Consider the following 24735-nt stretch of genomic DNA (forward strand, 5'->3'; position numbering starts at 1 on the left):
GATGCCCGTCATCGAGGTGTACGCACCCGTTCCGGGTCCCGGTGCGGAGCGGCTGCGTGCGCTGTCGAACCAGGTCACGACGCTGCTCGGCAACGGCCCCGGGCTGTGCTGGGTGATGTGGAGCCACGTCGGTCCCGCGGAGTGCTACCGGCCCGAGTGGGACGCGGGCTCGATCGCCCCCGTGGTCTTCGTCACGTGCAAGGATCACTACCCGGCCGAACGGGTCGCGCAACTCAACGCCACGGTTGCCGAGTACCTGGCGAAGGTGCTGGACTGCCCACTCGACGAGGTGTACGTCGCCGACCGGCGGGTGCGCTCCGGCGAGTTGTTCACCCGCGGGGTGACGGCGCGCTGGGACACCGCGCCGTCCGGGGACGCCGTGACAGCTTCGGACAACGCAAGGGGAGACCGATGACAGGCACCGGCACGACCTACACGCTGACCCCCGTCGGCACCGTCTCCAGCCCACGGACGGAGATCACCGACGACCACTGGGGCGGTGTCGAGGCGGACATCGTGCTCGACGCGGAGGTTTTCGGGCCGGAGGCGGTGGCCGGCCTCGACGGCTTCAGCCACCTGGAGGTCGTCTTCCTCTTCCACAAGGTGGCCCCCGACGCGGTGCACCTGGGCGCCCGGCACCCGCGGGGCAACACCGACTGGCCGCGTGCGGGGGTGTTCGCGCAGCGGGTGAAGAACCGGCCGAACCGGCTGGGGGTCTCGCGGTGCGAGCTGCTGAAAGTGGACGGCACCCGGCTGCTGGTGCGCGGCCTGGACGCGATCGACGGCACCCCCGTCATCGACGTCAAGCCGTACCTGGCCGAGTTCGCGCCACGCGGTGAGGTGCGCCAGCCGGACTGGTCGGTCGAGTTGATGCGCGAGTACTACTGATGCCGAGGGCGGCGTCCGCCTTGCGGCGCTACGGCTCGCCGGTCGTCGTCGCCGCCCTCGTGGACAGCCTGGGCTCCGGCGCGTACCTGGGCGTCTCGGTGGTCGTCCTGACCCGGTTCGTCGGGCTGCCGAATCTGATGGTCGGCGGATTCCTGTCCGCGGCCGGCGTGGTGGCGTTCCTGCTGCTCGTCCCGCTCGGCCTGCTGGCCGAGCGGATCGGCGCCCGGCCCATGCTGGTGGGTCTGCACGCCGCGCGGGCGCTCGCCTACGCCCTGCTCCTGCTGCGGCCGCCCGAGGCCGTGGTCCTGGTGCTGCTGTGCGTCATCACGGCAGGCGAGCGGTCGGCGATCCCGATGCTGCAGACGCTGGCGGGGCAACTGGATGCCGCGAGCCGGGTGGCCACCATGGCCCGGGTCCGGGTGACGCAGAACGCCGGGATGTCGGCCGGTGCCGGGCTGGCCGCCCTCGCGCTGGCCGTGCACTCCACCAACGGCCTCGTCACCATCGTCGTGGGGAACATCGTCAGCTACCTGGGCGCGGGGACACTGCTGCTGCGCCGCCCGGGCGTGGCCGCCGATCCGGCGGCGGCCCGCCCGGCGCCCGCGCGCACCCGCCGGTTCACGCTGCTGCACGACCGCCGCTTCGTCACCGCGACGGCGCTGTGCGCCGTGCTCGGCCTGCACGCGCCCGTTCTGACCATCGGCATCCCCCTGTGGATCACCACCCGTACGACGCTGCCCAGTTGGGTGCTGCCGGCGCTTGTGGTGGGCAACACCGCGACCGTAGTACTGCTGCAAGTGCGGCTGTCGAAGGGCGCTGATCGGACGCGCGGCGCGGGGCGGGCGCTGGGCCAGTCGGGTGCGCTGCTCGCGGTCGCGGCGGTGCTGCTCGGCTGCATGGCGGTGGTGCCCGGCGGTGCGGGCCTGGCACTCCTCGCCGTGGCGGTGGTCGCCCACGCGGGCGCGGAGATGCGCCAGCAGGCAGGCGCGTGGGGCCTGTCCTACGCCTTGTCACCCGCCGACCGGCACGCCAGATACCTGTCGTTCTTCAGCCTCGGGTCCGTGGCGCGCAACGCCGTCGCCCCCCTGCTACTGACGGCCGTCATCGCGGCCCCGGGAGCCTGGGGCTGGCTGGCGCTGGCCCTGGGCCTGGCCACCGCCTCCGTGCTGGCCGTACGGCTGACGACCCGCTGGTCCGGCGAGGAGCGCACTATGGGCGCTGGGCCGGACGCGGCCGGTGAGGCGAACGAGTACGCGGGCGGCCGGCGGACGACCGCACCGTCCGCCGGCACGGGGGGCGGCGCCGGAGCACCGGGGACGGCGGGCTGACCGGGCGGCCGGAGGACCGCGATCTGGCGTCAAGTACCGCGCGGAGCACCCGGATTGCGTATTCGTCTGCGCAAAACTACGGATGCGCGCACGGGCGGCGCCGGCACATGCTGCTGGGTGTCGGCAGGAAGCCCACGTCAGGACCACGCCGACCCGGTTCACGACCGTCCCGGACACCCGAACCGTCGAACACGACCACGAGGGCGGTGTTCTGCTGTGCGTTCACCCCATGCCGGCTCGTCCGGCTGCCGCTTCAGCTGCTGCTACTCGCGCCGGCGCAGCCGCGTGTCGGTCTTCCTCGTCGCCGCCTGGTCCCTCGGCGTGCGGCTCGACACCGCGGTGGCCGCGCAGCCGGACCTGGAGGTGATCGGCCGCGCCGACAGCATCGGCCAGGCCGCACGCCAACTGCGTTGTCGGCACGCGGATGTGGTCGTCCTGGACGCCGGGAAGGCGACACCGCACCGCGGGGATCTCGACGCCCTGCTCACGTCGGGCGGCGTACGACCGGCCAGCGTGCTGCTGATAGTGGCCGAGGACGAGCCCGGGTGGGTGACCGCGGCGGCGCGGGCCGGGATCCGGGGGATTACCGGCCACGACGCGCCGCCCCAGGACATCCCCCGGGCGATCCGCTCGATCGCCGCCGGTGAACCGCACATCTCGCCCGGCCTGGCGGGCCGGCTGTTCGACTACGTCGCCGGTCTGCCGACACCGGCGTGCGACGAGACCGTGGGGGATGGGGAGGGGCTCACGCCGCGTGAGGCGGAGGTGCTCCGGCTGGTTTCGCGAGGCCTGTCGAACGCGGCCATCGCGGAGAGCCTGTGCATCACCGTCCGCACGACGAAGTACCACGTGTCGAACCTGCTGGGGAAGTTGGGCCTGCGCAACCGCACGGAGCTGGCGCTGCACGTCTCGTCGTCGCTGGCGGCCCGGTGAGACCCGGGCCCCGCGTGGCGTCCCAGGCCCACACGATCCGCGCGGCGAGGACGGCGTCCCACGGTGACCAGGGTGTCCGCGCCGCAGGGGGAGCTTCGCCGGCATCTAACTGGAGGAACAGGTCGTCTTACTCCGTTTAGACGACGACTTCCCGAACCCACAGGACGACGGGGCGGTCAGTCTGCTCGACAGCAGATGGGACGTGCCCGACCGGTGTGCCGCGTTGCTCCTTCGCTTCACCTGCGCGTCTGCTCCTCGAAGTCTTCGAGGTTGTTGATGAGCGCGTCAGCCTTCCGACTCACTGGGTCCAGGCGAGTGACCACCTCGCGGCTGTACACCATGTCCGGGGAGTCGACCCGGTGGGTCACCTGCTCCAAGGCGGCCTGGAGACGGGTTCTGTAATGATCGATGTGCGTGTCGATCGCGTCGATCAGCAGGTGTCCCTGCTGATGGGTGATCGCGGCGAAGTCGGTTTCCGCGGCGGTAGCTTGTTGCTTGATCTTCTCTTTGCGCTCCACTCGGTTGCGCTCGATATTCGTCTTGCGGCCCCTCAGGGCCTTGCCGCCCGCAACGACGGCGGCGCTTCCGAGAACGGCGATGCCGACCGGCAGGGCGACGGCGGCAAGAGAGAGGCTGCCCATCACCCAAGCAACCCCGCCGATGATCGGCCCGGCCGCACCAACCGTAGCGGCTGCGGCCTGGACCAGGCCGTAGACGTCGTGCGTCCTCCGCTCGGGCGTGGTGGAGAGCAACTCGTTGAAGTCGAGCGCCTCGGGCGGCACGAGCTGAGCACCTTCACCCTCAGCACCCAAACTGGTGCGTGGCGACCATGTCGGCGATTGGCCGGTGCCTGCGGCGCAGCAGGTATCGCGTCTCCTCGGCGATCTTGGCCAGGTGCCGCTGTCCGGCACCGCTGTCGATGAGGTCGGTCAGTTGGTCGCGGAGCACGTTCATCCGGCTCGCGTCACGGCTTCTGGCAGCGGCCGTGATGTTTCCCTCGTTCTCGGCAAAGGCGGCCTGCGCCTCCCAGGCGGGCGACACGGCCACGAATCCTTGGCCGACGAAGGTGTCCGGAGTTCCCGGAGCGCTTCCGAAACGCTCCCGCAGGTAGGCATTGTTCGAAGCCAGGGTCGCTCGCCAGGCCGGCCGGTTGTCGTTGCCGAGTTGATGGGCGCGGTCGATTCCGGTCAGAACCCACAGGACGCGCTTGCGGGTCTGCAGGTGGTGGTTGTACAGGTCCTTGATCAGGGCCAGCTCGTTGGACGTGAGGGTGGCGGTCCCCTGGCTGACGTAGACGAAACAGTCCGCTTGGGCCCACGCCTTCCGCATGATCTCCTCGTGCGTCGCGTCCGGCGCCTCAGCTCCCGGAAGGTCGAAGAACTTGACGGGAAGAAGGGTCTGGGAGACCACCAGTTCGATCTCGGCAACACGGAGATTGATGTGTTCGCGCTTGCGGTTGGTCACGTCGCCGTCCGACGCACCGTAGGCGGCGATGACACCTGGGGGGAGATCGGTACCGATCTCCACCCACCCCCGGTCGGCCGAATCGGCGAACCGAACCCGTAGCAGGCCACGACCAGAGGCGCCTTCAGTCGCGTCCACCGCGACGGGCACGACGGTGGACGGGCACGACGGTGGACGGGCACGCCGTGGTGGGCGTGGGCGAGGAGGGCAGGATACCGAGGTACTTATCGGCGTACCCGCCGTCGCCGTCACTCACCTGGAGGTACTCCAGACCGCCTTGGAGGCCGCTGATCAGGAAGCTCTTGCCAGATGACTGACGGCCCAACAGGCTGACATTGAGCAGCGTGGACAGGGCCCGGGTTCGCAGCCTGACGGTGGCCACGTCCACCTTCTGTAGTCCGATCTCAGGGGCCGCAGGACAGTTGCTCAGCCGCGATCGACGTTCCTGGATAGCCGCCGCCGGCGATCGTCATGGTCGTGCCGACGCGGGCCTTCTCGGTAACCATCACAGGATTATTCGGAAGCTACGCCTCGACCCGAAGCCAATCCACAGGCCTAAGAGGCTTCCTCACGTGGCGAGTTCCGTGAGCTTCTTCAGTAGCTCGGGGCGGTGGCCATGGCCGGGCCCTCAGCACTGCCGGTCCTTGCGGTCCACGAACGGGATCTTGAGGCCACGAGTAACCCATGGCAGGCTCATGCCGCATGATCGATGAATTCGCGAAGGCCACCCTGCACGGGCGACTGCGGCGGGACCGCAAGGCGCTGCTCTGGAAGCTCGACGGCCTGTCCGAATACGATGCTCGCCGACCTTTGACAGTGACCGGGACCAACCTCCTCGGCCTGGTCAAACACGTGGCCAGCGTCGAGGCCAGGTACTTGGGCGAGGTCTTCGACCGGCCGTCCCCAGAACGGCTGCCCCGGTGGCAGGACCACGACGGCAGCGATCTGTGGGCGGCTGAGGACGAGGCGCGCGATCAGATCATCGAGTCCTACCGGCGGACGTGGGAACACTCAGACGCGACGATCGACGAGCTTGCCCTCGACGCCCCGGGCCATGTGCCGTGGTGGCCGGAGCCTTATGCCAACACGAACCTGTTCGCCATCCTGGTCCACGTCCTCGGCGAGACCAACCGGCATGCCGGGCACGCCGACATCCTGCGCGAAGGCGTGGACGGCCGAACCGGGATGCGCCCCGAACACGAGATGCAGATCGATGAGGACGCCCGCACCTCCTACTGCGCGAAGATCGAGCAGGCCGCCAGATCGGCCGCATCAGTCGAGGCATAGAAGGCTGTCCCCCGTGACTTGATGCTTGATGTTCGAGCGGCATGATGCCGGTCGTGAGTGCTGATCTGTCGAAGCATCTGGTCCCTGATGAGCTCTGGAGGCTGCTCGCCCCGTTACTACCGTCGTTCGCGGCTCGACCGCAAGGTGGCGGGACTGCTCTGCACCCAGGTGCCCACCGGGCGAAGGGCCAGGCCCTTGCGGAGGCCGGGTTCCGCAAGGGCAGCCGTGGGGACGCCAGCGTGTGACGTGAGCTCTCCATCCCGGCCTACGTGACGTCCGGCCGGAACGCCGGCCACGGGCCCCGGGGCGCGCCGGCGGGAGGGAGGCCGCCGCCCGAACCGCGCTCGCCCGGCCTGGGAGTCGAGCTGACGCCACCTCATCCGCTCCTTGGGCCCGTCCTCGGCATGACGGCGGATATGGCGAGCCGGGACCAGTCCGCAGCCTCGCACTCGCCCATCCGGTCAAAGACGGCCGATGCAGTCGGGGCAGGCGTGGGCCAGTCCGAGGAGATCCGCACGTACGCCCCCGGCCGCGTGGGAACGTAGGCGGACAGCTGGTCGAGCAGGTTGAGGGTGACGCGGGTAGGTCTCGTGCTGTTCGGCGCCCGTGTACTTTCCGCCGAGCGCAGGGTTCGGCGGTGCCGCGATCCGCCGTCGGGATGCACCGCTCCCACCGCGCCGGTCGTGCCGCGGCCGATCGCGTGGGTGTCCACGACCTCGGCGGCGGGGACCGACAACCTCGCCCCTGCGACGTTCGGTGGAAAGTGGTATCGGTAGCGCGACGTTAGCTTGGGGTGCGAGCGGCGGACAAGAGCGCTGCTTCGGTGTCGGGTGGTTCCGCTGGCCGTTTCAGAACGCGGCTCGTCATCCCGCACCGCCAGCACCGTGGCAGAGTGAACTCCCGGCCTGGAACGAGGAGCATAATGCGCGAGGCTACGGAGCATGAGCGGTGCTGACACGGCCTCCCCCTTGTCGGACACCCGGTGCATGTCGTGGAGGTCCCGGAGACGCACACGCCCTCCTTAGCTGGCCTCGGCGATGGCGACCGTACGCGCAATGCCGCGGACACAAACGTCCGCCATCCGGACAACGACCCGAATCGCGTGGACAGGCGCCGCGCGGGATGCCAAGGTCCCGCCATGCGTCCCGTGATCCGACTGTCCCGGAACCGCGCCGCCCTCGCGGCCGTCGCCCCACTCGCACTCGTCCTCGCGCTCGCCGGCTGCTCCCCGCAGGACGACTCCACGGCGTCCGACACGCCGTCGTCGCCCGGCGGCGGAAGCTCGGCGTCCACCACCGCAGCCGACGCCTGCCCGTCGGGCGCGCTGCCCACCCACTCCGCCGGCACCCTCACCATCGGCACCGACAACCCGGCGTACGACCCCTGGTTCTCCGACAACAAACCCTCCAACGGCAAGGGTTACGAGTCGGCGGTCGCCTACGCCGTCGCCAAGCAGCTCGGTTACACCGCGGACCAGGTGACCTGGAAGACCGTGCCGTTCAACTCAGCCTTCGCGCCCGGCGCGAAGAGCTTCGACTTCGACATCAACCAGGTCTCGATCAACGCCGACCGCAAGAAGACCGTCGACTTCTCGCCCGGCTACTACGACGTACGGCAGGCGGTGATCGCCCGCAAGGGGTCGAAGATCGCCGACGCGCACTCGATCGCCGACCTCAAGGACGCCAAGCTGGGCGCGCAGATCGGCACCACGAGTCTGGACACCATCACCGACGTGGTGAAGCCGTCGAAGAAGCCCGCCGCCTTCCAGCGCAACGACCTGGCCGTCGCCGCGCTGAAGAACGGCCAGGTGGACGGGATCGTGGTGGACCTGCCCACCGCCTTCTACATCACCGGCGCCGAGGTTCAGGACGCCAAGGTGGTGGGGCAGTTCGCCGCCACCGGCGGCACGCCCGAGCAGTTCGGGCTGGTGCTCGACAAGGGCGGCCGGCTGACCGCGTGCGTGTCGAAGGCCGTCACCGCGCTGCGCACCGACGGCACGCTCGCCGCCCTGGAGAAGCAGTGGCTCTCCGACGCGGTCGACGCACCGCTGCTGTCATGACGGTCCGGGACGACCCGGCCCCGCCGGACCTCTACCAGCCGTCCGCCCGGCGGATCGAACGGGAGCGCTTCCGGCGCGCCAGGACCCGCCGGGCCGGCCTGCTGGCGACCGGCAGCACGCTCGCGACAGCGGCCGTGCTGGTCGCGCTGGTGGTCAGTTCACCGGGCTGGTCGCGCACCCGGGAGACCTTCTTCAACTGGCACTACGCCAGGAAGTCACTGCCAGACGTGCTCCATGGGCTGTGGCTGAACGTCCAGTTGATGGTGGTGTGCGGCGCGATCGTGCTGGTCGCCGGGCTGCTGGTGGCCGTGGTCCGTACGCTGCGCGGCCCGGTCTTCTTCCCGCTGCGCGCCCTTGCCACGGCATACGTGGACTTCTTCCGCGGGCTGCCGCTGATCATCTGCCTGCTCGCCGTCGTCTTCGGAGTGCCCGCGCTGCGGCTGAACGGGGTCCCCAACGACCCGGTCGTGCTGGGCGGCTTCGCGCTGTGCCTGACCTACACCGCCTATGTGGCCGAGGTGTTCAGAGCCGGCATCGAGACCGTGCACCCCAGCCAGCGCGCCGCGGCCCGCTCGCTGGGCCTGACCAGCGCCCAGACCATGCGGTACGTGGTGCTGCCGCAGGCCGTGCGCCGGGTCGTGCCGCCGCTGCTCAACGACCTGGTGTCGCTGCAGAAGGACACCGGTCTTGTCTCCATCGGTGGTGCGGTGGACGCGGTCGCGGCGGCCCAGATCGTCGCATCCCGGTCCTTCAACTACACGCCCTACGTCATCGCTGGAGTGATCTTCGTGGCGCTCACCATCCCCATGACGCGCCTTACCGACTGGGTGACCGCCCGGATGAACCGGCGCCAGTCGCAGGGCGGCACCGTATGACCGCCGACCCGCCGGCGAAGGACGCCGTGCCCGCGCCGGCGGACCCGCCGGTGCTGTGCCTGGAGTCGGTGCGCAAGACCTACGGCGGCTCCCTGGTGCTGCGGAACATCACCCTGGACGTGCCCGCCCACACCGTGACCGCGCTCATCGGCGCCTCGGGCTCCGGCAAGTCGACGCTGCTTCGCTGCGTGAACCTCCTGGAGGAGGTCGATGACGGCGCCATCCTGCTGGACGGCGCGGAGATCACCGACCCGCGCGCCGACCAGGACGCGGTACGCCGCAGGATCGGCGTGGTCTTCCAGTCATACAACCTCTTCCCGCACATGACCGTGCTGGACAACATCACCCTTTCACCGCGCCGGGTGCACAAGGTGCCGCGGGCCGAGGCGGAAGAGCGTGCGCGCGAGCTGCTGGGCAGGCTGGGCCTGGCCGACCGCGCCGGGGAGTACCCGGACCGGCTCAGCGGCGGACAGCAGCAGCGGGTGGCGATCCTGCGGGCGGTCGCCACTAGGCCACGGCTGCTGCTCCTCGACGAGGTCACGGCCGCGCTCGACCCCGAACTGGTCGGCGAGGTCCTGGCCGTGGTCCGTGACCTGAAGGAGCAGGGCATGACGATGGTGATCGCCACCCACGAGATGGCCTTCGCACGCGAGGTGGCAGACCAGGTGTGCTTCCTCGACGGCGGGGTGGTGCTGGAACGCGGCACCGCGGCCGAGGTCTTCGGTGCGCCGCGCGAGTCGCGCACCCAGGACTTCCTGCGGCGGATCACCGCGGCGGGGCGGCTGTAGCGGCCCCGTCAGGTCCTCGCGGACCGAGATCACCGTCATGTGCATCCCGGCGGCGCCCCATTCGTCGCGGGCGAAGCGCTCCGCCTCCGCGATGACGACCTTGCCGAGGCCGGCGCCGGCTGTACCCGCTGTGGCAGGTGATCTCCTGGCGGCTGGACCGTCACTGGGATGAGGTGCCGGGTCCGGGGAGGGACTGGCCAAGCGCGAGGAGGGGTTGTGCGCGTTCGTTAGGTGTGTGCTGCCGCCACCGCGTCAACTCGGCCTGGCCATGTATTCGTTTTGCCGTAGGCGAGTCAAGTCGGACAAGAAGCCTGCATGCTAAAGGGCAGCAAGATCGGGCTGAGGGCTCGGCACGAGGACGACATCCCCCACCCTGCGGACCGAGCTTTACAACGACGAGGTCAACTCCGCGCGGGCCGAGGCCGGGCCGTGGCGGCCGATCTCATTCGAAGGGCTCCCTGGCCGCCACCGCAACGTTGTGGGGCATCGACAACCACCACCGGTCCGCCCATATCGGCCTCGGTCTGCTGTCGGCGGCACGCGGTAAGGGCTACGGCACAGACGTTGTGGCGACGCTCTGCTACTACGGTTTCGTGGTCCGCGGCCTGCAGCGGCTGCAGATCGAGACACTGGCGGACAACTACGCCATGCTGCGCTCCGCCGAACACAAAGGCTTTGTCCGCGAGGGCGTACTGCGCTCCTCGGCGTGGTTGCTGGGCAAGTTCCTGGACGAGGTAGTCCTCGGGCTCCTCGTACAGGACTGGAAACCGAATTCACAGGGCTGAAGCCCAAGCGGTCCCGCAAAGGCTGTGCGAGCTGTTGGTTCCCAGCCCAGATGTCTGATTCTCAGCTGTGCCGGCGAGTTCGTCCGGCTCGTCCCGCGCCTGCCGTCAGAGCGTGGTTACACGCTGTCTCGAAGCCTCCCACTCCTGGTGTCCGGTGCGGACCCGGTGCCACAGCGGGCCCGTGCGGAGGCGTCGACACCGCCCAGGTTCAGATGGAACACATCCGTCAGTACGGCGTACCACTCGACGGCCGCGTCGATGATCCGCTCGTGCATGCCCTCGGCGTCGATCCGGCGCAGCACGCAGCTACGCAGCGCCGGTCGGCGAGCGCGTCTGCCGGTCCCGGCGCTCCCGGGACGAACGGGAATCGGATGCGGGCGGCTCGGGGCGCCCGGGATCCACCGCATGGAGGGGTCGGTGATCTCGCGGAGCTGCTCCAGGATCTGGTGCAGCAGCGTGAAGCTGCGGGTGCCCAGGTAGGTCTTCCACTCCGCGAGGATCTCCCCGAGCGTGACCGCGGCCACCTCGACGGCCAGCCGGCCGCGTTCCTCGATCACGATCAACCGGGGCACGGCCGTCCCCGGGGGTCGGGGACCCTAGGTGATCTCCAGCGTTTCGGCGTTGTACCGGGCGCCGTGGCAGGTCGGGCAGGGCGCGTAGGTGCCGGTACAGCAGTTCAACCGCGACGGATACCGAGCTTCCGCTGCACTCGCACGGGCGCAAGCTGGCGGTGGGCCGCCGGACACGCAGAAATCTGTCGTGGCCGGAGTAGACATTGGGTTGTGGTGTGGTTATGGTTTCTCTCGTAGGCGAGATCGAGAAGGGCCCGGCAGAGACGAACTGCCAGGCAGCAGTACACGCAGGACGGTGCGGCGGTGGAGTTTCGAAGCCAGAGCAGACGCACGACGGGCAACGGGGCTGGCTGCCGAAGGAGTGGCGCTATCACGGCCACCAGCAGTTCGCATCACCAGTAGCACGAGCAGTTCGCAGAACCACAGCAGTAGCAACATCGGTCAGTAGAGGGAAGGACGGAGGAGCCCAAGCATCATCGGGATCGCCCGGGCAGACATCCTGAGCCCGGGTACCGCAGGACATCGTGAGTGAGGTGGTCTCCGGTCGAGCAACCGCGATCCCCGCGCCCCCGGCAGCATTGCGGTCGGGTCAGCGGAAACACGAGGCCGGCGCGATATCAGGGCCGGCAGATGGTGTAGCAGTTCCTTCGGGGCCCCGGCGCACATCGCGCCGGGGCCCCTCCATGCGTGTCCCACAGAGAGGCGCGATGACAGCGGACGACTCGTTCAACCGGCTCGATGACGACGACTACCCCGCCTACACCATGGGCCGGGCCGCCGAGATACTCGGCACCACCCAGGCCTTCCTGCGCGCCATCGGCGAAGTCCGCCTGATCACCCCGCTGCGCTCCGAGGGCGGCCACCGGCGCTACTCCCGCTACCAGCTGCGCATCGCCGCCCGCGCCCGCGAACTCGTCGACCAGGGCACCCCCGTCGAAGCCGCCTGCCGCATCGTCATCCTCGAAGACCAGCTCGAAGAGGCCCAGCGCATCAACGGGCAACTGCGCGGCAGCGCGCCCCGCGACCGCGCCGACGCCTGACCGGCTTCCCCGTTCCGGCCACGTGCTGGGCTATGCGCCGTTTCTCCTGTTATGTGCGCATGATCGTCGAAGGCGCCCAGCCGCTGGTCTTCGCCGGCGGGCTGGGCCGTTGCCGGGGTGGAGTTCCTTCGCGGTGTTGGGTGAGGTCGTGGAGCAGCGGTGGACCCTGGCGCGGGCCTGCGGCCGTGGCGGTGTCCGTGGGTGCCCATGGCTCGCCGGCGGTCTGAACCTGGAGCACGCGAGCGTAGGCTTTCAGGAATGCGGATCGGCGAGCTGTCCAAGCGCACGGGCGCGAGTCCGCGCTCATTGCGGTACTACGAAGAGCAAGGCCTGCTGACTAGTTCACGCTCCGATACCGGGCAGCGTCACTATTCCGCTGCGGCGGTCCAGCGCGTGTCGCTTATCCGACAGCTGTTCGACGCGGGTATGTCCAGCCGGGTGATCGCGACTGTGCTGCCGTGTGTGGACGTCCCGGGTGACCTGGGCGTCGCCGAGGAGACGTTCACGGCGATGATGCGCGAGCGCGACCGGATCGACGCTGACATCGCGCACCTGATCGAGACCCGGGATGCACTTGACGTGCTGATCCGGGCCAACAGCCGGTACCGGGCGGAGCTGTCCACGGACGCGGAACCGGTGGCGCAGTCGGCCTGATGCTGTGACCTGCATCTCATCCGGTTGCCTCTTACATCAATGTCAGAGGTGAGGATGGTGACAACACCCGGAATCACCCGGGTCGGTCATACGAGAGGCGGCGGAAGATGGGGCAGGCATGGGGTTTCGGCAGGTATGGCGGCCCTGAGGTGCAGGAGTTCTTCGATCGTCCCGATCCCGTCCCCGGTCGCGGCGAGGTGCTGATCCGGGTCGACATCGCCGGGGTCAATCCCCTCGACCACATGCTGCGCTCGGGTCTGGTCGACGGGCTCGACGGCGGGCGTCCGTTTCCCCGCGTGCTGGGTATGGAGGCAGCAGGAACCGTTCTCGCCCTGGGCGAGGACGTCGATGGGCTCGAGGTGGGTGACGCGGTCTTCGGCTTCGCATTCACCGGCGCCGGCACCTACGCCGAGACGACGGTGCTGTCCGCGCCGAACACCGCGCGCATCCCGCAGGGGCTGTCCGCGACCGTGGCGGCAACTCTGCCGGTGGCCGGGACGACCGCGGTGGACGTGCTCGACCAACTCGGTCTCCCGGCCGGTGCCACGGTCCTGGTCAACGGGGTCGGGGGCGGGGTCGGCCTCGCCGTCGCCCGGCTGGCCATCGGGCGGGAGCTGCGTGTGATCGGCGCCGGGAGTACCGCCAAACGCGAGCACGCCGAGGCCATCGGGGTGCGGTTCATCGACTACACCGCCGAGGACGTCGTCGCCGCGGCACGCGAACTGGTTCCGGACGGCTTCGACGGGATCGTCGACCTGGTCGGAGGCACCTCGCTGCGGACGGTCGCTCCGCTGGCCAGGGATCCCCGCCAGGTCATCGCTGTGGGTGATATGTCGGTGCCTGATCTCGGTGGGCGTTTCGTCGAGCGTCGCCTTGACCGGGAGAACCTGGAGCGGTCGGCCCGGCTGGCCCTTGACGGAGTCCTCGGGCCCGTGATCACCGCGGTCCATCCGCTCTCCGACGCTCCGTCCGCCCTCGCCACCGTCGAGAACGGCCACGCCGCGGGCAAGGTTGTCGTCAAGGTGGCATGAGAAGTGCCCGGCCGCCCGGCCGCCCGGCACCGGCGACGGTCCATTGCGGACTGACGAGAGCCTTGTGGTCAGCGCATCATCAGCTGAGCGCGTTCACCTGTACGGGGTTGACCACGTTCAGGGCGCTGGCAAGATTTTCGTAGGCGGAGATCATCGCGGTGCCACGGTCGGGCGGTGGTGGCGGTCCGCGCCCGCACGAGATCCGGTGAGCCAGCGGGCTCCACGGAATGTGGCCGGCTCAGCGAGTGGTGCCACAGCCGTTACGCACGGCGCCTGGTCGACGTCACTCTCGCAGGCCGCCCTCTGCGCATCGACCTGTCCGTACGCCGCCTGTACTGCGAGAACACGACCTGCCCGAAGGCGACCTTCGCCGAGCAAGTACCGGGTCTGAATGTGCGCTACCAGCGGCGGACACCACGACTGCAGCGCCTGGTGGAGGACATCGGCGTGGTGTTGGCTGGCCGCGGCGGATACCGGATGCTTCGAATCTTCACGGCGGCACCTACGGCACCCTCCTCGTCGACGCCTCCACCCGGCTCCCAATCACCCTCTGGGAAGGACGTGACGCGGAACAGCTCGGCCGCTGGCTCCGTGAACACCCGGGCGTCGAGGTCGCCTGCCGTGACGGCTCCCTCGCCTACCGGCAGGGCGTCACAGCCGGTACCCCGGAAGTCGTGCAGGTCAGCGGCCGCTTTCACCTCTGGCAGGGCCTGTCCCGCCGAGTTCAGGACATCGCCTCTGCCCACCGCGGCTGCCTGCCCGCAGCCCTGCCACCGGTCAGCGAGGACGATCGCCCGCCGGCCGAGAAGACCACCGAGAACGCCGCAGCTAGCAGCAGGGCCGGGCGCCATGCCCAGCGCTGTTCGAGGCGGTCCAAGCCCTGACCCGCACCGGCCCAAGCCACAGCTCCGCGCGTTTCCCTCCATCCCTGTCCATCTTGGTCGTCCAGCTCCCGGTCGCTGATCGGCACCAGCGTCCCGTTCGGCGTCTCATACGCCCGGCCGACCTCGTCCATGCCCAGCGGATGCGGGTGGTCGTCCAACTCCACCTCGGACACCCACCGGTTCCGCACCCGCCCGTGGCCATCCAGGTGGATCTGCCGGAGCCCACCCTGTGGGAGTGGACGGCCGGCTCCACCTGGACCGGAATCACGACCAAGCCGAAAGTGGGGGTTCCACTCCAGATGGCGGGCATGACGCGTCCTCCCCGAGGCGGCCCCCGATTGCACGCTGCGGGTGGGTACCGCATCGCGCAGGGCGGAGGCTGCCGAACGGGTACTGCATCATTAGCCCGGCACCCGCCCGTAACGCCACCCAAAGGAGAAGCCCATGGAGCCGAGGCTGACGTTGGAGGAGCACCAAGACCTCGCCACAGCCCTGGCCGGCGTCCGAGAAGAGCTGCAGAAGCGGAGCGCCCAACTCGCCGCCGCCTACCCGCAAGCGGGACCGGAAGCCGTACCGGAGCACTTGCTGATAGAGGCCCTGAGGATCCTGGAGTCCGTGCGATACGAGCTTGACGCCATCGTGGGCCGCGAGCATCCGGAAGACGACACGCGCGAGGTCTACTACCCGGGAGATGGGCAGCGGGCGACTTGGCGCCCGCTCAGGCAGCGCTGACACCCAGCCAGAGCGGGCGAGAGCACCGTGCCTGATGGTCGCGGGACGCCGAGGGCTACCCTCACGCACGTGCAGCCCTCCCCGCTAGACCTGGGGAGGGGGCCGTGTCGTGTCAGGCTGCGGGACGGAAGCGGTCGATGATCCCCGCGAACAGGGCTTCGCCTGCGTCGATGTGCGCGGCATTGCGCTCCCGGGTACTCGATCGGATCAGCACCGAACCCATCCCAGGCCGAGCTGTACTGCTCCTTGACCCCGAGCATTACAGCGGGTGGGCGTTCCCTGTATGCGGCGAACGCGGGCGAGTCACCCAGTCCGACCACTCCGCCTGCGCGGAGGGGAGGAATAGTCAAGACCTGTGGATCGGCGTACCACGCTCTTCTCTCCCCCGCCGTGTCGCCGACCACTTGACCACGCCGCCTTCTGGCTGCGGTAAGTCGAGCAGCGATGAGTTTGGCCGTCGTTTCCGGTCTGTCTCTTCAACCCGATCAACCGGACTCGAGGAGACCATCGTGACCGCTACCTACACACAACCAGGAGCAGCGGATGGTCTTCGGGGCCAACACGTATCGGGCGCACACGCAGATGTTGGCGTCGGGCATCGAGGAGTCCGAGCTGAGTGACCCCTGGGTCACCCGGATGGGAAACATGGCGGCAACGGTGGTGTCGACCACGCTGAAAGCACCCCTCGACTGGCCGGACGCGACCGTCGTGAGCGGCGACCCCGTCGACATCGTCGCCCGGCTCATGGAGGAATCCGAGGTGCCGTTGCTCTCGCACGGCAGCCTGTCGCTGAACCGGGCGCTGATGGCCGCCGGTCTGGTCGACCGCGTCCAGGTGACTCTCTTCCCCGTGATCAACGGCCAGACAGGAGTAGACCCTATCTTCCAGGGTGCGGCCGACTTCGATCTCGAGCTGATTGAGAGCCGGACGCTCGATGGCCGCACCCAAGAGCTCATCTACCGGCCTATCCTGCATGTCTGAGTACGGGCTCGAACTGCGGCGAGTCGCCGCGCTGCCCTGCCGTAATCACCGTGGGCTTCTGCTCCTGCCCGACTGCCAGGTGCAATGTGGTGGTGAACCCGCCACGTGAGCGGTCCAGCCCATGGTCAAGAGGCTCGGTGAACACGCCGCCCGGCGGTTCCTTCTGCAGGGTCACCCTGCCGACGAGCCCCGGCCGCACGCTGATGGGCACGGCACACCGTGGAGTCGACGCTCAGGTCCCACACGATCGCACCCTTCGCGTCGGCCAGGGACTGCAGCCGGGCGAGGACCCGGTGCCAAACGCCCTCCCGCTGCCACCGGCGGAACAGGTCGTAGACCCGGCCCCACGGCCCGTACCCGACAGGCACATCCCACCACGGAACACCGGTACGGACCCGGAACCGTATGCCGTCGATCAACCGCCGCCGAGGCCGGCCGCCCCGCCCTCGCGACCTTCTGCAACAACGGCTCCAGCACCGTGGAAGACGTCCGTCTGCTCGAGTTCGAAACGCCAGCCCTTGCTGTAGCCGTAGCCGGCGTCCGCGGTCACCCATCGGAACGGGATGTTGCCGGCGATCGCGCGGCGGACCGTCTCCTTGGCGATGGCGACCTTCGTGGCGAAGCCGACCTCATCGCCGATGCCCGCATCCCGACACCGCCGCCGGTCGTCGGTCCACGAGGTCGGCAGATACAACCGGCGGTCGATCAGCGTGCGTCCGAGCGGAGCAGCATCGGCGAGGAAGACTCCGACCTGGCAGTTCTCGGTGCGGCCCGCGGTGCCGGAGTACTGCCGCTGCACCCCCGCCGACCGGACACCCTTCTTCAAGAACCCGGTGTCGTCCACGATCAGCACTGGTAGTCAGCCTTGTCGAACTTCGACGGGCGACCGCCGCGCGAGCCGAGCTTCTTGCGGTTGAGGACTTGGTCGCGCTTCTCAGGGATGGTGCAGCTGATGCCACGTCCGCGCAAGTAGGCGCGGTCTGCGCGAGAGGCGTACGCCTTGTCCGCGCGAACCTTGTCCGGCTTGGTGCGCGGCCTGCCTGGGCCGAGGCGAGGCACCCGGATCTGCTCCAGCACGGTCTGGGACTGCTTCTGGTCCGGATGCAGGGCATTCCAACGCGCGACGATGTTTTAGGTCGCCTGTGTTGTCCTTGCCCTGGACATAAGTGATCGGGTCCCTGTCGGCGTTTTCCCGGCCAGGACGACTGCCGATTCCCGGATGCCCGCACGAGACGATCAGACCGCCGAGGGCGAGAATTCCCACGAGCCGTTCCGCGCGTCGCGCACACATCGTCATACCGTCTCCGACATCATCCGGGAGCACGCCCGCTCGTTGCTCGGCATCGCCATAGTTCTCTTTCCGCACCATTAGGCAGGTTCGGTCGGAAGCGCACGGGTTTGCCGATTCCTGGATGTGGTCGTGCCCCAACCCGCGCGGCGATGGCGGCTTTGGCCGACCCTAGGGGCGAGTTCGCCGCTCGAACCAGCGACGATCTGCGCCCGCGCCCGCGAACCGCCAGGAGTTCAAAGAAGTCATCTCATTTGGTAAGGCGGCGGTAGCAGACAAGTGTGCAGGCGATGCTTGAGAAGGCCAGGAAGTGGTCGGCTTTGCGTTCGTAGCGACGGTGGAGGCGCCGGCAGACGGCGAACCAGGCCATCGACCGCTCCACCACCCAGCGGTGGCGGCCGGGGTGGGTTGAGGATTCGATGCCGCGTCGGGCCCCCCGGCGACCGGCGCGCCGGCAGCGGCCCGGCGTGCCGCACCTCCGTCCTCCCGCGCCCGCGCGGACAATGGACCGCGGGCACGCCCCGGCCGCACCGGGGCGGCGTGACCGCACCGGGGGCTCCGGAGCCCGGCGGGAACCAGCGACGAAGGAGCCGCATGAAATTCGGGATCTCCACCTTCATCACCGACCAGAGCATCAGGCCGGCGCCGCTCGGCCGAGCCCTCGAAGAGCGCGGGTTCGACTCGCTGTTCATCGCCGAGCACAGCCACATCCCGGTCGACCGCCGCTCGCCCTACCCCGGCGGCGGTGAATTGCCCGACATGTACTACCGCACACTCGACCCCTTCGTCGCGCTGGCGGCCATCGCCACTGTCACCGAACGGCTCCTGGTTGCCACCGGCGTCGCCCTGGTCTCGCAGCGCGACCCGATCCACACCGCCAAGGAGGTCGCCTCGCTGGACCTGATCTCCGGGGGCCGTGCGGTCTTCGGCGTGGGAGTCGGCTGGAACCGCGAGGAGATGGCCAACCACGGCACCGACGCCGCCACCCGCGGCAAGCTCGTCAACGAGCGGCTGCGTGCCATCGTTGAGCTGTGGACCAAGGAGAAGGCCGAGTTCCACGGCGAGTTCGTCAACTTCGACCCGGTCTACGCGTGGCCGAAGCCGGTGCGCAAGCCGCACCCGCCGATCTTCGTCGGCGGCGGCCCCGGCGCTTTCTCCCGGGTCGCCGAACTCGGCGACGCCTGGCTCGCCAACAGCCTCCCGCCCGAGGCACTCGGGCCGCAGATCGAGGAGATGCGGGCCGTGGCCGGCCGCCAGGTCCCGGTGACGGTCTACGCGGTGCCGGAGGACCCCGAGACGATCGAGGCATACACCCGGCTCGACGTGGAACGCGTACTGTTCTACCTGCCGTCCGACCCTGAGGCGACCGTGCTGGACACGCTCGACCGGTTCGCCGAGGTCGCGGCCCGCTTCCGCTGATGCCCGGGCTCAGCGGGGACGAGGCCCGGGAGCGGTTCGCGGCGTCCCGGGTCGCCCGACTGGCCACCGCCGACGCCGCGGGCCGCCCGCACCTGGTGCCGGTGGTCTTCGCGGTGGCCGGCAACACCGTGGTCATGGCCGTCGACCACAAGCCGAAGCGGTCGACCCACCTCAAGCGGCTGGCCAACATCCACGCCAATCCCGCGGTCTGCCTGCTCGCCGACGGCTACCACGAGGACTGGGACCGGCTGTGGTGGGTGCGTGCGGATGGCCGGGCCCGCGTCCTGCCGCCCGCCGGCCAGTCCGAGGACGCGGCGGGGTACGTCGCGCTGCTCACCGGAAAGTACGTCCGGCAGTACGCCGACCGGCCCCCGGCCGACGAGGTCGTCGAGGTTCTCGTGACCGGCTGGACGGGGTGGCGGGCCAGCTAGTGCTGTGACCTGCGACGTTCGGTGGAAAGCGGTGTCGGTAGGGGCACGGTGGCCGCCGACCCGGGGCCTCGGCAACGATCCGGCTGGGGCTGGGGCTGGGGCTGGGGCTGGGGCTGGGGCTGGGGCTGGGGCTGGGTGCCTGAGCCGACGCGGGTAGCGCGGCGGCCCGGACGCTGACGCTAGGCGGTGGTCAGAGGGCGGCCCCGGTGGCGCGGTGCGGTGGCAGGAACTGCGACAGTAGGACGCATGCAGCCCAGTCATTTCCGCGTCACCCGAGTCGTGCTCAGGCAGTTCCGTAGTCTCGCAGAGGTGGACGTGTCCCTGGGCGACCTGGTGTTCCTGGTCGGGCCCAACGGAGCGGGCAAGAGCAACTTCCTGGACGCACTGCGCCTGCTGTCCCAGGGCGTGGGGTCCTCACTGCACGACGCACTGCGCGAGCGCGGCGGTGCCGCGCAGGTGCGGCGCCGGGCGCCGGGGCGGCGAGATCGCTTCTCCGTGCGGCTCGAGTTCGAGGGTCCCGACCTCGCCGGCGCCTACGAGGTGCAGGTCGCCGTGGCGCGCGGGGGCGGCTTCCGCGTCGCCCGCGAGCACTGCGCCGTGGAGTCCGGCGGGCGGCGGGCCTCCTACCGGGTGGAGGACGGCGCGCTCGCCCTTTCCACCGAGCGCAGGCTGCCAGCCGCCGACCCGCAGGGCCTCCTGCTGGCGCAGCTCGGACGGCACGCCGCGTTCCGCGCGGCGCACGCCGGCCTGGCCGGGATGTGCGCGTTCGACCCCGACCCGCGGGCCATGCGCGTGGTCCGGCCCGCCCAGGACGGCCGCGCCCTGCTTCATGACGGCTCGAACGCGGCAGCTGTGCTATACCGCCTTGGCCGTGCCGCCGGCGCCGAGGAGCACCGCCGCCTGGAGAGCTACCTGCGGCAGATCGTGCCCGGGCTTACCTCCGTGCGCCGCCGCGTGACGGGTGGCGCCGAGACCCTGGAGTTCGGCCAGGCCGCGGCGGGCGCGCACCGCCCCTCGCGGTTCGCCGCGGGCTCGGTCTCCGACGGCACGCTGCGCGCCCTCGGTGTGCTGCTCGCGCTCTTCGCGCCGGCGGCCGGCGGGCAGGGCGTGGTGGCCGTCGAGGAGCCGGAGTCCGCGCTCCACCCGGCAGCCGTGGCCGTGCTGCGCCAGGCGCTGCGGGACGCTTCCGACCGCCGCCAGGTGCTGGTGACCAGCCACAGCCCGGAAATGCTCGACGACGAGGAACTACCGGTGGCCCAGGTGCGGGCCGTGAGCAGCGTGGAGGGCGTGACCACCGTAGGCGAACTCGACGAGCCGGCCGCCTTCACGCTGCGCGCGGGACTGGGCACGGCCGGCGCGCTGCTGCGCGAGGGCAGCCTGGTACCGCGCCCCTCCACGCCGGGCACCACGATCGAGAGCGCCCGGCGGCGGGGGCAGCGGGGCTGAGGACAGCGTCCTCGACCGCCGGCGACCTCTGAGGGTGTGACCTGACCGGCAGCTCGCGTGAGCATCCTCAAGACCTGTGGATCGGCCTCGGGTTGGCACGCGAAGGGCGTTGTGGGTGCCGATTAATCATCCGGCCTGGTCAGGCGGCATGGTGGTACTCGTGGAGGGTTCCTCCGAGTCGGTCTCGTCGACGGACCTCGAGACGTCTGATCTGGGCTGGTTCGTTGGCTGGGTGGGGGAGTGGTCGGAGTGGTGCGGCTTGGCCGAGAGCCCGGTGGGGCCGATGCTCGTTGCAGAAGATCTCGAACTCTCTGAGCGTGTAGAGGAGATGGGTCTGCGGACCAAGGTCACCCGCGGCGCCGGCAGCCCGGCCGCGGCCCAGGCGATGGTCTTCAAGCTCGCTGCGTCGGCGGCCCGCTGGCGAGCGGTCACCGCACCGCATCTCGTCGCCCTCGTTCGAGCCGGCGCCCGCTTCGAGAACGGCGCCCTCGTCGAGCGAGAGCCGGCGACCGCAGCGTAACGTGCGCTGCTAAACAGGGACACCGCGAGAGAGGCAGCAATGGACCGAGGCACCCGCGGTGAGCTCATCAGTCGGCTGGCCGAGGCGATCAGGTCCGTCACGACCGCGCACCCGCTACGGGTCGCCATCGACGGGCCGCCCGCCTCCGGCAAGACCACGCTGGCCGATGAGCTTGCCATCGTCCTGCGCGCGCAGGACCGCGACGTCATCCGCGCGACCATCGACGACTTCCTCGTCCCGCGTGCGCAGCGTTACCGACGTGGCCAGTACTCGGCCGAAGGCTGCTACTTCGACGCACATGACCACGCCGCGCTGTGCCAGGCCCTGCTCGACCCGCTGGGCCCCGGCGGAGACCGAAGGTTCCAACACGCGGTCTACGACGCCGACACCGACACCCCATCGTCCCCGCCGACCACGACAGCCCCCGCAGACGCCGTACTGCTCTTCGACGGCGTCTTCCTCCTGCGCCCAGAACTCATCGACCGGTGGGACTTGCGCATTTTCGTGTCCGTCCCATTCGAGCAGACGGTAGATCGCGCCCGGGACCGAGGCGCAGCGCTGGTCGGATCCACCGCCGACGCCGCCGAAATCGAACGATCTTGGCGGAACCGCTATATCCCCTCACAACAGCTCTACTTCACCGCAGCCCGCCCAACCGACCACGCCGACATCATCGTGTACAACGATCAGCTCCAACGGCCGACCTGGGAAGTCCGACCACGCTCATCGATACACAGGATTTGACAATTGCTCGCCCCGTTACGGGTCACCTCCGCTCGAGCGGAGGTGACCCGCCCCCGCCGGTGTACACGGTCAAAAAGGGCGAGTGCTCTCCGCGCGAGCGGAGGTGACCCGGCGGCCTCCCACCAGGTCGCGGGGGCTGCGGCGTGCGTGGCCGCTGCCCCTATCGCTGTGCCAAGCACCAGTGAGCCGACCTCCGGCCAAAAGGCCGTTGGGGTCGTAGTAGCGGGCGCCCATTTTGTACAGGCCGGTGGGGTCGAGGTAGGTGCCCTGGAAGCGGTAGGGCCCGAGAACGGTCTGGGTCGTGGCGCGGGCGTTTACCTGATGGCGCTGGGAGGCCAGCGGCGGGGCCGCCGTCGCCGGCCGCTCACTAGTGCACGGACAGTCGGTGATACAGCACGCGCCGGACGCCCGACAGCCCTACGACACCACGAATTCAATTTCGGTAGCGCCTGGTTGTTAAGGGTCTTCCCGCGCGCTTAGGGGCGCAGGGGAAGACCGCGAGCGTCGCGATGTTCTCGCAGCTACTTGCGGCGGCGAATCATCCCTGAGATGGCCAGCGCAACTACGACCGCGATGCCGAGATATAGCGCCCATATTGGAAGGCCTGGCCCTGAAGCACCTCGGGCGATGATCTCCTGCGCTGCCATAATTTCCTCCCGTTGACTACAAATATTGTGATGCCTTACCTTCGCCCCAATTGCCGACATAGACCGAGATGTCCAGGCGGGTCTGTCTAGCCTCGGGCTTTCACGAGCGGGCTCGTCCATGCCTTGATCAAATAGGCAGAGAGTGCTCCTGACCTGCAACGATGGGACTTGTCTAGGGTCCAGTCAGCCGCAGGGAAGAAGCACTCTCCAGGTGAGTAAGCGTATCGGGTTGTACCCGCGTGTCCGCGTCGAGGGCGGTGACAGCGGGGCGGTCTCGCAGGCCGGGGCGGTGCTGCTGGTCGAGACGGTCCGCAAGTTGGGCCTGGACACCGCGATATCGACGGCGTTGGCGCCGTGGCGCAAACCGCGGACGGTGCATGATCCGGGCAAGGTCCTGCTGGATGTCGCGCTCGCGACGGCTCTGGGCGGGGACTGCCTCGCCGATGTCGCCATGCTGCGGGCCGAGCCCGACGTGTTCGGCCCGGTGGCATCCGACCCGACGGTCTCCCGGCTCATTGACGCCCTTGCCGCAGCCGGACCGAAGTCGCTCACAGCGATCCGGTCGGCGCGGGCCGAAGTACGTTCGCGGGTCTGGGAATTGGCCGGGCCGAACGCTCCCGCCGCCGACGGCTCGGTGATCGTGGACATCGATGGTGTGCTCGTTCTTGCGCACTCCGAAAAGCAGGACGCCACCGCGACCTGGAAGAAGACCTTCGGCCATCATCCGCTCGTCGCGTTCGTCGACCACGGCCCGACCGGCTCCGGAGAGCCGGTGGCCACGGTCCTGCGGCCCGGCAAGGCCGGCTCCAACACCGCCGCCGACCACATCGCCACTACCCAACTCACCCTGGCCCAACTCCCCAAACCCCTGCGGCGGGGACGGCAGACGCTGATCCGCACCGATTCCGCCGGCGGCACCCACGCCTTCCTCGACTGGCCCACCCGACCGGGCCGGTGGCTGTCGTACTCCGTCGGAATGACCATTACCGACACCATCCACCAGGCCGTCCTGAAGATCCCGAAGAAGGCGTGGACACCGGCCTACGACTCCAGCGGCACCGAACGGCCCGGCGCCTGGGTCGCGGAGATCATCGACATGTCCGATCTGAGCACGTGGCCCAAGGGCATGCGGCTCATCGTCCGCAAGGAACGACCGCACCCCGGCGCCCAACTACGCTTCACCGACCTCGACGGACTGCGGCTCACCTGCTTCGCCACCAACACCAAAGGCGGCCAGCTCGCCGACCTCGAACTACGCCACCGCCGCCGGGCCCGCTGCGAGGACCGCATCCGCAACGCCCGCCACACCGGCCTGCGCAACCTCCCCCTCCACGACACCGCACAGAACCAGATCTGGCTCGAGGTCGTCTCCCTCGCACTCGACCTCCTCGCCTGGATGCCGATGCTCGCCCTCACCGGCGAAACCCGCCGATGGGAACCCAAACGGCTCCGGCTCCGCCTGTTCTCCGCCGCCGCACGACTCGTCACCACCGGCCGCCGCCGCAGACTCCGCTTCACCGCCCGATGGCCCTGGACCGATGTGATCACCCGCGCGATCCAGCGACTCGCATCCCTACCGAACCCCGGCTGACCAGCGAATCCGACCGCCCCTACGAGCCATAGCAACATCCCGGACCAGTGGAATCCGGCCCCTGTCGAGGGGCCGGTTCTGCCATTCGGCCATGCCGTCCATGACCTTGTCGGTGATCGTCGAGATCGTCGACTTGGACACGCTGGCGCCGTAGACCTCGGCCAGGTGCGCGGAAATGTCTCCGTGGGTCAGGCCCCGGGCAGACAGGGACAGCACCATCTCGTCGACACCGGTCAGCCGGCGCTGACGCTTCTTGACGATCTGCGGCTCGAAGCTGCCCTCCCGGTCGCGGGGCACCTCGATCTCCACCGGGCCGACCTCCGTCAGCACCGTCTTGGCCCGCACACC

General features: G+C 69.5%; 23 protein-coding genes and 11 pseudogenes. 22 read left to right on the top strand and 12 right to left on the bottom strand.

Annotated features, from left to right (window positions below; genetic code table 11):
* The first annotated feature begins 1 nt into the window (after nucleotide 1).
* From BUE44_RS16425 to BUE44_RS16440, 4 genes are all read left to right on the top strand, one after another.
* The gene (locus BUE44_RS16425) at nucleotides 2–415 is read left to right on the top strand and encodes a hypothetical protein (protein ID WP_073498864.1); all 414 of its coding nucleotides are present in this window, start codon (nucleotides 2–4) and stop codon (nucleotides 413–415) included.
* On the top strand, nucleotides 412–888 hold the full coding sequence (locus BUE44_RS16430; RefSeq protein ID WP_073498867.1) for an SAM-dependent methyltransferase: 477 nt from the start codon (nucleotides 412–414) through the stop codon (nucleotides 886–888). The genes BUE44_RS16425 and BUE44_RS16430 overlap by 4 nt, the downstream gene beginning before the upstream one ends.
* Nucleotides 888–2216, top strand: a complete 1329-nt coding sequence (locus tag BUE44_RS16435; RefSeq protein ID WP_073498869.1) for a hypothetical protein — start codon at nucleotides 888–890, stop codon at nucleotides 2214–2216. The genes BUE44_RS16430 and BUE44_RS16435 overlap by 1 nt, the downstream gene beginning before the upstream one ends.
* A 216-nt stretch (nucleotides 2217–2432) precedes the next feature.
* Entirely contained in the window at nucleotides 2433–3149 is a 717-nt protein-coding gene (locus BUE44_RS16440) for a LuxR C-terminal-related transcriptional regulator (RefSeq protein ID WP_073498871.1), read from the top strand.
* 236 nt (nucleotides 3150–3385) lie between these two features.
* Here the strand turns inward: BUE44_RS16440 and BUE44_RS16445 are convergent, their stop codons facing one another.
* From BUE44_RS16445 to BUE44_RS16455, 3 genes are all read right to left on the bottom strand, one after another.
* A complete protein-coding gene (locus BUE44_RS16445) occupies nucleotides 3386–3931 on the bottom strand; it encodes a hypothetical protein (RefSeq protein WP_073498873.1) in 546 nt (181 codons plus the stop codon).
* Between the two features lie 19 nt (nucleotides 3932–3950).
* Nucleotides 3951–4676: a GTPase domain-containing protein gene (locus tag BUE44_RS16450; RefSeq protein WP_073498875.1), complete on the bottom strand. Its 726-nt coding sequence runs from the start codon at nucleotides 4674–4676 to the stop codon at nucleotides 3951–3953.
* 61 nt (nucleotides 4677–4737) lie between these two features.
* Nucleotides 4738–4995, bottom strand: a complete 258-nt coding sequence (locus BUE44_RS16455; RefSeq protein WP_143172517.1) for a P-loop NTPase family protein — start codon at nucleotides 4993–4995, stop codon at nucleotides 4738–4740.
* A 320-nt stretch (nucleotides 4996–5315) separates the two neighbouring features.
* Here BUE44_RS16455 and BUE44_RS16460 point away from each other — a divergent pair, with 320 nt between their 5' ends.
* The 5 genes and pseudogenes from BUE44_RS16460 to BUE44_RS16485 all read left to right on the top strand — a co-directional run bounded on the left by BUE44_RS16460 (nucleotide 5316) and on the right by BUE44_RS16485 (nucleotide 9622).
* The gene (locus BUE44_RS16460; RefSeq protein ID WP_073498879.1) at nucleotides 5316–5900 is read left to right on the top strand and encodes a DinB family protein; all 585 of its coding nucleotides are present in this window, start codon (nucleotides 5316–5318) and stop codon (nucleotides 5898–5900) included.
* Nucleotides 5901–6583: 683 nt separating this feature from the next.
* Nucleotides 6584–6655, top strand: a pseudogene (locus tag BUE44_RS38525) (flavin reductase family protein); the annotation flags it as partial.
* Between the two features lie 383 nt (nucleotides 6656–7038).
* Nucleotides 7039–7959 carry an ABC transporter substrate-binding protein gene (locus tag BUE44_RS16475; protein ID WP_073498884.1) on the top strand — a complete coding sequence of 307 codons (921 nt, stop codon included), beginning with the start codon at nucleotides 7039–7041 and terminating at the stop codon, nucleotides 7957–7959.
* The gene (locus BUE44_RS16480) at nucleotides 7956–8834 is read left to right on the top strand and encodes an amino acid ABC transporter permease (protein ID WP_073498886.1); all 879 of its coding nucleotides are present in this window, start codon (nucleotides 7956–7958) and stop codon (nucleotides 8832–8834) included. Before BUE44_RS16475 ends, BUE44_RS16480 begins: the two co-directional genes overlap by 4 nt.
* Complete coding sequence (locus BUE44_RS16485) at nucleotides 8831–9622, top strand: amino acid ABC transporter ATP-binding protein (protein WP_073498888.1); 792 nt, start codon at nucleotides 8831–8833, stop codon at nucleotides 9620–9622. Before BUE44_RS16480 ends, BUE44_RS16485 begins: the two co-directional genes overlap by 4 nt.
* Here the strand turns inward: BUE44_RS16485 and BUE44_RS38530 are convergent.
* Nucleotides 9599–9739 (bottom strand): annotated as a pseudogene (locus BUE44_RS38530) (GNAT family N-acetyltransferase); the annotation flags it as partial. The gene BUE44_RS16485 and the pseudogene BUE44_RS38530 overlap by 24 nt on opposite strands.
* Before the next feature lie 198 nt (nucleotides 9740–9937).
* Between BUE44_RS38530 and BUE44_RS16495 the strand changes: the two are divergent.
* Nucleotides 9938–10407: pseudogene (locus BUE44_RS16495) on the top strand (GNAT family N-acetyltransferase).
* A 116-nt stretch (nucleotides 10408–10523) separates the two neighbouring features.
* Here BUE44_RS16495 and BUE44_RS37885 read toward each other — a convergent pair.
* The gene (locus BUE44_RS37885; RefSeq protein WP_200804433.1) at nucleotides 10524–10979 is read right to left on the bottom strand and encodes a hypothetical protein; all 456 of its coding nucleotides are present in this window, start codon (nucleotides 10977–10979) and stop codon (nucleotides 10524–10526) included.
* A gap of 707 nt (nucleotides 10980–11686) precedes the next feature.
* Here BUE44_RS37885 and BUE44_RS16505 point away from each other — a divergent pair.
* From BUE44_RS16505 to BUE44_RS36485, 4 genes and pseudogenes are all read left to right on the top strand, one after another.
* The gene (locus BUE44_RS16505; RefSeq protein ID WP_073498892.1) at nucleotides 11687–12019 is read left to right on the top strand and encodes a MerR family transcriptional regulator; all 333 of its coding nucleotides are present in this window, start codon (nucleotides 11687–11689) and stop codon (nucleotides 12017–12019) included.
* A 258-nt stretch (nucleotides 12020–12277) separates the two neighbouring features.
* Nucleotides 12278–12673 carry a MerR family transcriptional regulator gene (locus tag BUE44_RS16510; protein ID WP_073498894.1) on the top strand — a complete coding sequence of 132 codons (396 nt, stop codon included), beginning with the start codon at nucleotides 12278–12280 and terminating at the stop codon, nucleotides 12671–12673.
* A gap of 107 nt (nucleotides 12674–12780) precedes the next feature.
* Nucleotides 12781–13704 (top strand): NADP-dependent oxidoreductase, encoded by a 924-nt coding sequence (locus tag BUE44_RS16515; RefSeq protein ID WP_107415745.1) that lies wholly within the window; start codon nucleotides 12781–12783, stop codon nucleotides 13702–13704.
* 227 nt (nucleotides 13705–13931) lie between these two features.
* Nucleotides 13932–14381 (top strand): annotated as a pseudogene (locus tag BUE44_RS36485) (hypothetical protein); the annotation flags it as partial.
* Nucleotides 14382–14428: 47 nt separating this feature from the next.
* Here BUE44_RS36485 and BUE44_RS38535 read toward each other — a convergent pair.
* Complete coding sequence (locus BUE44_RS38535; protein ID WP_235002208.1) at nucleotides 14429–14761, bottom strand: hypothetical protein; 333 nt, start codon at nucleotides 14759–14761, stop codon at nucleotides 14429–14431.
* A 271-nt stretch (nucleotides 14762–15032) separates the two neighbouring features.
* On the opposite strand from BUE44_RS38535, the gene BUE44_RS37060 reads away from it, so the two are divergent.
* The gene (locus BUE44_RS37060; protein WP_073498898.1) at nucleotides 15033–15320 is read left to right on the top strand and encodes a hypothetical protein; all 288 of its coding nucleotides are present in this window, start codon (nucleotides 15033–15035) and stop codon (nucleotides 15318–15320) included.
* Nucleotides 15321–15851: 531 nt separating this feature from the next.
* Nucleotides 15852–16301: pseudogene (locus BUE44_RS16530) on the top strand (dihydrofolate reductase family protein); the annotation flags it as partial.
* Between the two features lie 125 nt (nucleotides 16302–16426).
* Here BUE44_RS16530 and BUE44_RS16540 read toward each other — a convergent pair.
* The 4 genes and pseudogenes from BUE44_RS16540 to BUE44_RS39570 all read right to left on the bottom strand — a co-directional run.
* Nucleotides 16427–16855, bottom strand: coding sequence for a transposase (locus BUE44_RS16540; RefSeq protein ID WP_235002192.1), 429 nt, complete (start codon nucleotides 16853–16855; stop codon nucleotides 16427–16429).
* Nucleotides 16780–17154: pseudogene (locus BUE44_RS16545) on the bottom strand (IS701 family transposase); the annotation flags it as partial. The gene BUE44_RS16540 and the pseudogene BUE44_RS16545, both read right to left, overlap by 76 nt.
* Nucleotides 17154–17384, bottom strand: a pseudogene (locus tag BUE44_RS16550) (transposase); the annotation flags it as partial. The pseudogenes BUE44_RS16550 and BUE44_RS16545, both read right to left, overlap by 1 nt.
* A 455-nt stretch (nucleotides 17385–17839) precedes the next feature.
* Nucleotides 17840–18046 (bottom strand): annotated as a pseudogene (locus BUE44_RS39570) (transposase); the annotation flags it as partial.
* 137 nt (nucleotides 18047–18183) lie between these two features.
* Between BUE44_RS39570 and BUE44_RS16560 the strand changes: the two are divergent.
* The 3 genes from BUE44_RS16560 (at nucleotide 18184) to BUE44_RS16570 (ending at nucleotide 20885) form a co-directional block, all read left to right on the top strand.
* Entirely contained in the window at nucleotides 18184–19008 is an 825-nt protein-coding gene (locus BUE44_RS16560; RefSeq protein WP_073498900.1) for an LLM class F420-dependent oxidoreductase, read from the top strand.
* Nucleotides 19008–19439 (top strand): TIGR03668 family PPOX class F420-dependent oxidoreductase, encoded by a 432-nt coding sequence (locus BUE44_RS16565; RefSeq protein ID WP_073498902.1) that lies wholly within the window; start codon nucleotides 19008–19010, stop codon nucleotides 19437–19439. Before BUE44_RS16560 ends, BUE44_RS16565 begins: the two co-directional genes overlap by 1 nt.
* Before the next feature lie 309 nt (nucleotides 19440–19748).
* Nucleotides 19749–20885 carry an AAA family ATPase gene (locus BUE44_RS16570; RefSeq protein WP_235002193.1) on the top strand — a complete coding sequence of 379 codons (1137 nt, stop codon included), beginning with the start codon at nucleotides 19749–19751 and terminating at the stop codon, nucleotides 20883–20885.
* Between the two features lie 139 nt (nucleotides 20886–21024).
* On the opposite strand, the pseudogene BUE44_RS38545 reads toward BUE44_RS16570, so the two are convergent.
* Nucleotides 21025–21222 (bottom strand): annotated as a pseudogene (locus BUE44_RS38545) (integrase); the annotation flags it as partial.
* Between BUE44_RS38545 and BUE44_RS38550 the strand changes: the two are divergent.
* The 3 genes and pseudogenes from BUE44_RS38550 to BUE44_RS16590 all read left to right on the top strand — a co-directional run.
* A pseudogene (locus BUE44_RS38550) lies at nucleotides 21220–21405 on the top strand (IS256 family transposase); the annotation flags it as partial. The pseudogenes BUE44_RS38545 and BUE44_RS38550 overlap by 3 nt on opposite strands.
* A gap of 39 nt (nucleotides 21406–21444) precedes the next feature.
* A complete protein-coding gene (locus BUE44_RS16585; protein WP_073498907.1) occupies nucleotides 21445–22149 on the top strand; it encodes a cytidylate kinase family protein in 705 nt (234 codons plus the stop codon).
* 858 nt (nucleotides 22150–23007) lie between these two features.
* On the top strand, nucleotides 23008–24387 hold the full coding sequence (locus BUE44_RS16590; protein WP_073498909.1) for an IS1380 family transposase: 1380 nt from the start codon (nucleotides 23008–23010) through the stop codon (nucleotides 24385–24387).
* A 6-nt stretch (nucleotides 24388–24393) separates the two neighbouring features.
* Here the strand turns inward: BUE44_RS16590 and BUE44_RS16595 are convergent.
* Nucleotides 24394–24735: pseudogene (locus BUE44_RS16595) on the bottom strand (transposase); the annotation flags it as partial.

Origin of the sequence: Actinacidiphila paucisporea (assembly GCF_900142575.1) — a bacterium.
GTDB classification, from domain to species: Bacteria; Actinomycetota; Actinomycetes; order Streptomycetales; family Streptomycetaceae; genus Actinacidiphila; species Actinacidiphila paucisporea.